The following is an 8,788-nucleotide window of genomic DNA, read 5'->3' on the forward strand; positions in this document are numbered from 1 at the left end:
CCCTGTCCCCAACCCTCGCGAGGACGCCATGGATGCAGACAACCCTTCGCCCCACCAGCCCCCACCGGCCCAAGGCGGCACCGTCGAACCCGCCAATCGAGCCGGCGTCGCCAAGGAGCGCTTCCAGACGCCGGCTGAGGTGCCCGGCGAGCGCTATGAACTGCGCGATCCGTTTGCGGACGTCACCTACCGCGCGAATACGCTGGCCGAGATGGTGGCCAAGGCCGAGCAGCTGGGCAGCAACCGGTTCGTGGCGCTGGACCAGGAAGGCCGTAGGACCACGGTGCAGAAGGTCGATGGGACTTGGCAGCGCGGGCCGCAGCGCGCAGCAGCGCCCGAACGTCCCCTGGATCCCGTGCCGCTCCGCGACGACGTGCCCGAGGTGGTCCGTGCGGCTTCGGTGGTGACTTCGTCGAAGTCCCAGGCGCGGGACGAGGCCGACCCAGGCAAGGCCGACGCGAAAGCCATCGCCAGGATCGACACCAAGGCTGAGCGCGCCGCCCAGGTGGCCCGGCTCGAAGCCGCACTGGTGGACCGCTACCTAATCAAGCGGGCGCCGGTGACGGTGGGTGACCTGACCATCGGCCGCACCGAGTACCGCTTCCGCGGCGACACCTCGCGGGTGGCCTTCACCGAATCGACTTTCCGGCTGGCCACCGACACCAACAGCCCGTCGGTGGCCCGGTCGATGGTCGACGTGGCCGAGGCGCGAAACTGGCGCGGGGTGCGGGTGTCGGGCAACGAGGACTTCCGGCGCATGGTCTGGCTCGAAGCCTCGGTGCGCGGCGTGAAGGCGCTCGGCTACGAGCCGAACCCGGCCGACCTGGAACTGCTGAAGAAGGAACGCGAGGCACGGCTCGTCAATCGGATCGAGCAGGCGCGGGGCGTTGGCCCCGGCGCGGCCGAGGGTCCGGCGGAGAAGATGTCCGGCCGCGGCGGTGGCGGACCCAAGGCGGTGCTGGCCGCGATCGAGGCGGTGTTGATCGCCAAGCGCGTACCTGAGCCGCGGCGCGAGGCCATCCTGGCCGCGGCGACCGAGAAGCTCGCGCAGCGCATCCGCGATGGTCAGGCGCCGAAAGTCAAGGTCTGGGACGTGGCGGCGCCGGCGCAGAGGACGGTCGAGCGCCCTGGCGGGGTGTCCACGCCCGAGGTGCAGCGCTCGCGCGATCGTACGGCGCCGGTCCGCTGAGGCACGGACGTGAACGCTGCATTGCATGAGCCCGAGCTGACTGCGCCGGCCGGCGTCTACGAGGTTGGCGGGCGGCGCTTCGAGGTGGGTGCGCGGGGACTGGCGGATGCCATCGCCGCAGCACACGCCGCACACTGGCGCCCGCGCTGCATGTGCCTGGTCGAAGGCGTGGAGATGTACGTGGCGCGCCTGGCGGGTCCGACCGGGGGCTTCATCGTCAAACGCATGCCCGGCACCGGCAGCCGGCACGCGCCCGACTGCCCTTCCTACGAGCCCCCGGCCGAGTTCTCGGGCCTGGGGCAGGTGCTGGGCAGCGCAATCAGCGAAGACCCGGCCACAGGCGAGACGACGTTGAAACTGGATTTCCCGTTATCAAAGATTGCCGGCCGGTCGACTGCGCCCTCCACCGGCGGCGAGAGTGACAGCGTGGCGTCCGACGGCACCCGGCTCTCGCTGCGCGGCCTGCTGCACTATCTGTGGGACCAGGCCGAGCTGACCCGTTGGCAGCCAGGGTTCGCGGGCAAGCGGTCCTGGGGCACGGTGCGCAGGCACCTGCTGCAGGCCGCAGAGCACAAGATCGCCGGCAGGAGTGCGCTACAGGCCAGGCTCTACATCCCCGAGGTCTTCTCGGTCGAGCAGCGGGACGCGATCAACATGCGCCGGCTGGCCCAGTGGGCCCAAGCGGTCGCGCGACCGGGCCATCCGCAGCACCTGATGCTGATGATCGCCGAGGTCAAGGAGATCGTGCCGGCACGGTACGGCTTCAAGGCCGTCATCAAGCATGTGCCGGATCAGGCCTTCGCCATCGACGAGCAGCTCTACCGGCGACTCGGTCGGCGCTTCGAGTCAGCGCTGGCGCTTTGGGGTACAGCCGATGACATCCACATGGTGACAATCGCGACCTTCAGCGTTGCGGCAGCAGGCATCCCGACGATCATGGAGCTGTCGCTGATGCCGGTCACACGGCACTGGCTGCCGATCGAAGACGGTTACGAGAAGCAGCTCATCGAGCGGCTTGTCGCTGATGGGCGGTCCTTCGTGAAGGGGCTTCGCTACAACCTGGGTGCGGAGAGCGCGCTGGCCTGTGTGACGCTGAACGACTTCGAAGGTTCGGCACCGTTGCTCCTCATCGTTCACGCGGGCATCGAGGACAGCGGGCGGTATCTTCAGGTGTGCGACCCTTCGGTGCCGGCGTGGCATTGGAGTCCATCACGCGAGGCGATGCCAGCGCTGCCGCCTCGGCAGCAGCATCCCAAACCAGCGACAGACTCCGCAGTCGAGTGCCGATGAGCTGCCACTCGTCACGGCCGCACTAGCGTGGTATAAATCCTCGGAAGCTTCTTTGATTCGCCCGAGGATTCATACCATTCCCGCCTCTGACAACTCCACGCAGCGCACCCAGGCGCTGGCGCTGCTCAAGCGGCGGGGGATGACGCGGCTCGCGGAGTTCAGTGAGGCGGGCATCACCGCCACCACGGTCGGCCGCATGGAGCGCGCCGGCGAGGTCGTGCGTCTCGCCCGAGGGCTATACCAGCTTCCCAATGCCGCGCTCGACACCCAGCAGTCCCTGGCCGAAGCGTCTCGGCTGGTACCCAGGGGCATCATCTGCCTGGCTTCGGCGCTCGCGCTGCACGGCCTCACCGACCAGATGCCGCCGAAGGTCTGGATCGCCATCGGGCGCAAAGACTGGCGGCCCCGACTCACCTATCCACCGATCCGCATTGCCCGGTTCTCCGACGAGCTTCTGCACCGCAGCGTCGAGCGCAAGAAGATTGCCGGTACAGCCGTGCCTGTGTTCGGCGTGGCCAAGACCGTGGCCGACCTGTTCCGCTACCGCCACACGGTAGGTGATGCCCTCGCTATCGAGGGCCTGCGCCAAGCGCTGCGCCAGCGCAAGGCCACGCCAGCGGAGATCGCGCGCGAGGCCAACGCAGCAGGCGTCTGGGCCACGATGGAGCCCTACGTGATGGCGCTGACCAGCGATGCCTGATCACCCACGCAACATCGGCGCCTCGGTGCGCCAGCGGCTGCTCAACCTGGCGCATGCGCGCGGCCAGCCGATGGAACTGCTGCTGACCCGCTACGCGCTGGAGCGCCTGCTGCATCGGCTGAGCGTTTCCCCGCACCGTGACCGGTTCGTCCTGAAGGGCGCGATGCTGCTGGCCACCTGGTTCGATGAACCGCACCGGGCGACTCGGGACGTGGACCTGCTTGGCTTCGGGGACGCGGCGGAAGGTGCACTGCTTCGGACATTCCGCGAAATCATGGCGGTCGAGATTGACGACGGGGTCAGCTTCGACCTGAAGGGTCTGAAGATCGAGGCCATCCGCGAAGAGCTCGAGTACGGTGGGTCGCGGCTCCGCACCACGGCGGCACTTGCTGGTGCGCGGATTCCAATCACCGTGGACATCGGCTTCGGCGATGCCGTCGAGCCGGGTGTCGAGGACATCGATCTGCCGGTACTGCTCGACATGCCATCTCCACACTTGCGCGCCTACCCACCGGAGACCGTCATCGCCGAGAAATTTCATGCGATGGTGGTCCTGGGTCGAGCCAACAGCCGCATGAAGGACTATTTCGACGTGTGGATGCTGACGGACGCATTCGAGATTGACCCAGAGCGCTTGCGCCGTGCCGTCGTGGCAACCTTCGCCCGGCGCAACACCCCGATCCCAGCGGAAGTTCCAGACGGACTCAGCGACAGCTTTGCAGCAGATCCCGGCAAGCAGCGACAGTGGGACGCTTTTGCCAGGAACCTCTCGGGCGCCGCACCCCGACTCGCCGTCATCGTGAGGGACCTCCGGGAAAGACTGCTGCCAACGGGGTCGTCCGGCCGGTCCTGATCCACTCGCGCCCAAGTTCGGATCGACTGGTCACCGTACCTTGAGTCACGTCGATCGCGCTACTTGCGTTGGCTTCTGAGCTTCTGAGGCGCTGCGGCAGCATGTGATCCAGCTCGGAGTCAGTGAAGAAGAGTTCCTGGTCCGCCTTGAGCGCCTTCTGGGCAGCCTCGTACGCCATGCCAGCAGTGCGGGGAGCCCCCTTGTAAATGTCCTCCAACAGCTGGTTCAGCCGATCACGCTCACTGGGGACTTCGTCGACGGCACGTCCGTCGTGCGAGATCCTGAAAAAGGGCGCCGAGGGTGACATCTACAACTTCCACCGCCGGGCTCAGCCCCGCGGCTTGACGGCTGCCGCTCGAACGACCGCTTCTCCCCGCGCGATCATGCGGTCGATGAAGTCAGGCTCTGGTGATGTCTTGGCACGCCACTCGGCCGAGTTGATGCGTTCCAAGTGACCGGTGATCGTTGCCGCAATCCGGCGCGCGTCGGTCTCCGACCACCAACTCGATAGGGCTTTTGGTAGCGCATCGGCAGCAGAAATCTCAGTGGCACAGTCGAACAGCAGCCTTGCCATCAAGCGCAGGTGCCGGTCAAAGCTGGCAAACAGGAACCGTGGCTGCCCGTCGGGCCCTGCCTCGTTCACCTTGCGAACAAACTCGCTCAGGTGCGTCAGATCCCAGGCCGCATTGCGAGCACCTGCAATCGCTGCCTCGCGGTCAGATGAGTTCTTGTCCTTGAAGACCCGGCGCTTCGGTGGCGAGTTGGGCGCGAAATAGACGCTGGCCAGCATGGCCGCAGGCCCACCGAACATGAAGTCGTCCCGCATCCAGTCCAGCAGGCGCAGCACGCGGTCTATCGGCCTCAGATCCTGCAACTCGAGTTCCATCACTTTCAACGCGATGATGTAGTTACGATTCCATCGCCTGAGCGGCTTCGCCAGATCGTGCCTCGGAACATCATGGGGCGGGCCTGGCGCGCGCAGTTGCTCCGCACGTCCCAAGGCGATGTCCATCACGTCGTGAACCCTGGCGTTATCGGCGGACCGAAACCAACCCAGCTCGTCCCAGGCGGTCTGGTTGCCAGCCGTGTGCGCAAGCTCGTGGAATGCCACGGATGGCTCAATCTCGATGTCGAGGCACTGCGCAAACGCGAGCAGGCTAGCAGCCATTCGAACCTGCTGGTCCGCCTCCACACGACGTCCTCGCGCCAGCTGCGCCATCCGGGACACCACGTTCCGATCTGGAATCAGAATGGACTTCGACCGCTCGATGTGCTGGTCGTAGAAGTACCCATCCGGGTGAAAAAGACCTATGGGCGGCGGCACATAGCCTGGCACACACACGTCGGCGGTGGCCAGACGCTCACTTAGCACATACAGGTCCGCCAAGGGGTACTCAGGCGGAAACTTCAGCAGCATGCTGAAGTCCTCGTCCGCGTCTTGCATCCCCTCGCCTCCCTCTCAAGCGCACGCGGCTACTGCCGCAGCAGATCTTCAGCCATGCCGTCCAACCGCGCCTTCACGGCGCGCCAGCCCGGCATGTGCCGGTCGAGCAGCCGGTAGAACCTGGCGCTGTGATCATGGCAGGCTGGGTGGCAAAGCTCATGAAGCACAGCGTAGTCGATGCAATCCCGCGGCGCCTGTACCAGGGCCGGGTGCAAGGTGATGCGCCCACGCGGCGAGCAGCTGGTCGACGGCGGAATGCCACCGAAGCGAATCATTGAACCCGAATGTCGACCTTCGGCGCGTTCTTCAGGGGCAACGCGCCGGAATCCGGGACGAACGCGGCCGGCACGAATCGCATCCGGCTCAGCGTGAGTGAGCCGATCCGCAGTTTCAGTCTGGGAGATCGGTGGCCATGCGGGGCAGACGATCCCCCACTTCCGGGGCACTTTGTGCCGGGATTTCCGGGAGACATGCCGGACCTGCGCACCTAGGCTTTGAGCTCATCCACGGCAGGTGCTGTCTCTACTCCAGGAGCTACATCGTGAACAACGTACTCACTGTGTCGCCAGGCCAGGCATTCGTCGAAACCACCGGCCAGGAAGGACGTTCATCCGTCGTCCAGACGAGCATTTGGATCACCGAGCACGACTTGCTGTACAGGTTGCTCAAGTCACCGGTCAATACCGTCCCGCGGTTCCGCTATCCGGACCTGCTCGGCGCATGCATCGCGCTGGCGCTTCGCGACGCCGACAGCCAGAGACCCGTTATCGAGTTCCTGATCACCCAGTTGACCCTGCGAGATCCGAGCATGGCGCGTCGAAGCTGCGAAATCTGGCCCACAGAATTCGAACTGCTCCTGAGTGCACACCGGGCGCCATGGAATCGATTCCCGAACCCGATGTTCATGCTCGACGACATCGCAACGGCATGCGTGGCGCTCGCCATGGCCCGTCCCGATGGCCATGCACTGGTGGTCAGCCAGGCACGGATCAACCTGCGCGAACGCACGATGTCCCACCCGACAGCAGAGGGTTGACACTGCGAACCCGAGCCGGGCGATCGGCGGCATCCGTTGGCAACTGCGGTGCGCTACCGGTGCTGAGTCTCCCGATGGCAGCGGTGGCCCAAATCCACCGCTGCAACCGCTGGTTCGAGCAGATCTTGCTCACCGTCCGATGTCCATGTTGACCATCTTGGCCGGCGGCGCGACCTCAGGTGTACGGGTCGGTGCCGGCAATACTCGCCTGGTCCCAATCTCGTTGACGAAGCCCGCGATGGATTTCGCCAGATGGCGGTCGGCCGGATCGCCGGACTCGGCCAAGACACGCCCCACATTGGTCCATGCCTCCAAGACGTCTGCCCTTGCAACGCGCGCCTGCCGTCCCGCCTTTCCGGTTGAGCGGGGCGTGCGCAGGCGCCCATCCTCACGTGCCTTGATGCGCCACAATGGCTCGTAGTTCCGGGAGTGCCCGCGGGTCGTCTGCCGAGTCGCTTCCGCATCAACACCATACCCTCGCAGTTTCTCGGCAAAAGTCTCCCGCCACCGATGCAGGTCGGCCTTCCGCGGATTCAGGCGCTTGCCATGCGTCGACTCGGCCCGCACGCTGATGTGCACGTGCGGATTGGATTGGTGGTCGTGCAGCACCATCACGTACTTGTGGTTGGCCAGCTCTGCACGCGCAAACTCGCGCGCCGCGCGTTGCACGATCAACGGGTCGGTGCCCCGCGGCATCGACAGCATGATGTTATAGGCCCCCCGCCGTTGACCGGGCTCGGCGTCATCGGGGATCAGTGAACCACCGAAGCGCCATTCATCTGCCAGGTCGCGCAGGGTGTCCTTGCCCCGCATCGTCTCGCCGCGCTGGTCCTCGATCTCGAGCCGGCCGTTCTTGCTGATGTAGCGGAAGTGCGCGGCGATGGCCTTCATGCCGCGGCCTCCACCCGTCACCTTGACCATGACCTGGGGCGCGCGCCGGACGACCGTCGCCTCGATGCGCTTGCGGATGGCGGCAGCGCGAAGACGTGCCGAGTCTCCGCTCAGCCTGGGCTGTGGCTTCACCTTGACCACCCGGTTGCCGGGGTAGAACAATCGATCGCCCCAGGTGATCAAGATGCCGTCGATGTTGGGTGGTTGGGCCATAGGGAACTCCTTTCGTCAATCTGCTGATCGAGCTGTGGGCCGAGCGCTACGGCCCTGTGGCTGCAGGTCGGCCAAGACGCGGGCGGCCGACTCGAGATGCCGGCGCACGTCGCCGGCCAGCGTGTCCAACATCTCCCAATATGGCCTCGCCGGTTCCACGTTGGCCTGACGAAGCAGCGCCGTCAGGCGGTGGATGTTGCGACTGAGGGTCGCCAGTTCCGCGTTGGAAGCCATCAGGGTTGCGATGTGCTCGGCACGGCCACCACCGGCCGACAACACGGGCACGTTGGCGATCAGCCCGGCCAGGTAGGCGCCGCGCGACAGGCCCGCAGCGCGCGCCCCAGCGGTGAGCTTCCAGCCCTCTTCGGATGTCATGCGTATCGACAGCTTGATGCTGGTGGCGCGTGATGGGACCACGGTTGGCGCATCCATACGGCTGGCTTCGCCCTCGACTGCAAGTCCGAGATCGTGAGCCACTGCAGCTCGAACCAGCACCGACACGCTCACCCGCTCGGCCTGCGCCCGCGCCACCAACGCGGCCTTCAAGCCGCGCATATCGACCGTGACGAAGTCATGGGCAGTGGGGTTCATGAGCCGACGAATGGAGGGGCGCGAAGCGCTTGTGAAAACGGCGGCAGGCCGCCTATCTCTGCACTCACCTACGCATCCAGTATTGGCTTGGATCGAGCCTCTCGAGCCGCAAGATTTCGGCCCAGATCTCGCGCGTGCCCCGGCCTTGCAAGCCTCGAAGATCGCTTTCATCGCAGGGAACACTGACTCACCTGCACAGCAAGTGAATAAGTTGAGCAGCGCGTGAACAACGCGTGAACAACGCCTGAACAGCAGGTGCACGAACTGAACAGCAAGTGATCACGACTGCACAGCAACTGAGCAGAAGCGACACCATGAAACTTGTCCCAAGCAGTCCTCCTGGTCGCGGCTCGCGCCGAGCACGGGGCTATGCGGCAGAGATGTGCGAACTCCGCGCCCAGGGCTACACCTTCGAGGCCATTCGGCAGGCCCTGGCCGCAGTCGGCGTCCACGTCAGCAATGTCACCGTGCAGCGCGAGGTGGCCAGGGTTGCCAGGTCGGGTGGCGCAGCCGTCGATATGGCATCGGCAGGACGGCCCGGTCGTGGCGCCGACATTGCCGCACCAGCACCGCCTCCCGAC

At 65.8% G+C, this 8,788-nt stretch carries 11 protein-coding genes; 6 read left to right on the forward strand and 5 right to left on the reverse strand.

Translation table 11 applies throughout. The features are described from left to right. The 4 genes from EOINJALH_RS08430 to EOINJALH_RS08445 all read left to right on the forward strand — a co-directional run. On the forward strand, positions 1–1,189 hold a 1,189-nt coding region (locus EOINJALH_RS08430; RefSeq protein ID WP_310732292.1), incomplete at its 5' end, for an LPD7 domain-containing protein. A 9-nt stretch (positions 1,190–1,198) separates the two neighbouring features. Continuing rightward, positions 1,199–2,479, forward strand: coding sequence for a DUF1173 domain-containing protein (locus tag EOINJALH_RS08435; protein ID WP_234413724.1), 1,281 nt, complete (start codon positions 1,199–1,201; stop codon positions 2,477–2,479). A 52-nt stretch (positions 2,480–2,531) separates the two neighbouring features. Beyond that, the gene (locus EOINJALH_RS08440) at positions 2,532–3,179 is read left to right on the forward strand and encodes a type IV toxin-antitoxin system AbiEi family antitoxin domain-containing protein (RefSeq protein ID WP_234413725.1); all 648 of its coding nucleotides are present in this window, start codon (positions 2,532–2,534) and stop codon (positions 3,177–3,179) included. Next, complete coding sequence (locus tag EOINJALH_RS08445; RefSeq protein WP_088279912.1) at positions 3,172–4,032, forward strand: nucleotidyl transferase AbiEii/AbiGii toxin family protein; 861 nt, start codon at positions 3,172–3,174, stop codon at positions 4,030–4,032. Before EOINJALH_RS08440 ends, EOINJALH_RS08445 begins: the two co-directional genes overlap by 8 nt. On the opposite strand, the gene EOINJALH_RS33455 is transcribed toward EOINJALH_RS08445, so the two are convergent. The 3 genes from EOINJALH_RS33455 to EOINJALH_RS08455 are packed head-to-tail and all read right to left on the reverse strand — an operon-like array spanning position 3,974 to position 5,751. Continuing rightward, positions 3,974–4,339, reverse strand: coding sequence for a hypothetical protein (locus tag EOINJALH_RS33455; protein WP_404872745.1), 366 nt, complete (start codon positions 4,337–4,339; stop codon positions 3,974–3,976). The two genes, EOINJALH_RS08445 and EOINJALH_RS33455, sit on opposite strands and share 59 nt — an antisense overlap. A gap of 21 nt (positions 4,340–4,360) precedes the next feature. Continuing rightward, on the reverse strand, positions 4,361–5,449 hold the full coding sequence (locus EOINJALH_RS08450) for a hypothetical protein (protein WP_144289927.1): 1,089 nt from the start codon (positions 5,447–5,449) through the stop codon (positions 4,361–4,363). 56 nt (positions 5,450–5,505) lie between these two features. After that, positions 5,506–5,751: a M48 family metallopeptidase gene (locus EOINJALH_RS08455; RefSeq protein ID WP_088279914.1), complete on the reverse strand. Its 246-nt coding sequence runs from the start codon at positions 5,749–5,751 to the stop codon at positions 5,506–5,508. A 266-nt stretch (positions 5,752–6,017) separates the two neighbouring features. Between EOINJALH_RS08455 and EOINJALH_RS31115 the strand changes: the two genes are divergently transcribed. Further along, positions 6,018–6,512, forward strand: a complete 495-nt coding sequence (locus tag EOINJALH_RS31115; protein ID WP_144289928.1) for a hypothetical protein — start codon at positions 6,018–6,020, stop codon at positions 6,510–6,512. Positions 6,513–6,641: 129 nt separating this feature from the next. On the opposite strand, the gene EOINJALH_RS08460 is transcribed toward EOINJALH_RS31115, so the two are convergent. Further along, the gene (locus tag EOINJALH_RS08460; RefSeq protein ID WP_088279915.1) at positions 6,642–7,616 is read right to left on the reverse strand and encodes a relaxase/mobilization nuclease domain-containing protein; all 975 of its coding nucleotides are present in this window, start codon (positions 7,614–7,616) and stop codon (positions 6,642–6,644) included. 15 nt (positions 7,617–7,631) lie between these two features. After that, on the reverse strand, positions 7,632–8,207 hold the full coding sequence (locus EOINJALH_RS08465; protein ID WP_088279916.1) for a hypothetical protein: 576 nt from the start codon (positions 8,205–8,207) through the stop codon (positions 7,632–7,634). Between the two features lie 275 nt (positions 8,208–8,482). On the opposite strand from EOINJALH_RS08465, the gene EOINJALH_RS32615 reads away from it, so the two are divergent. Continuing rightward, the coding region (locus EOINJALH_RS32615; protein ID WP_234413726.1) for a hypothetical protein at positions 8,483–8,788 on the forward strand (306 nt) is incomplete at its 3' end.

This window comes from Ideonella sp. A 288, from assembly GCF_002198735.1.
Taxonomy (GTDB): domain Bacteria; phylum Pseudomonadota; class Gammaproteobacteria; order Burkholderiales; family Burkholderiaceae_C; genus Pseudaquabacterium.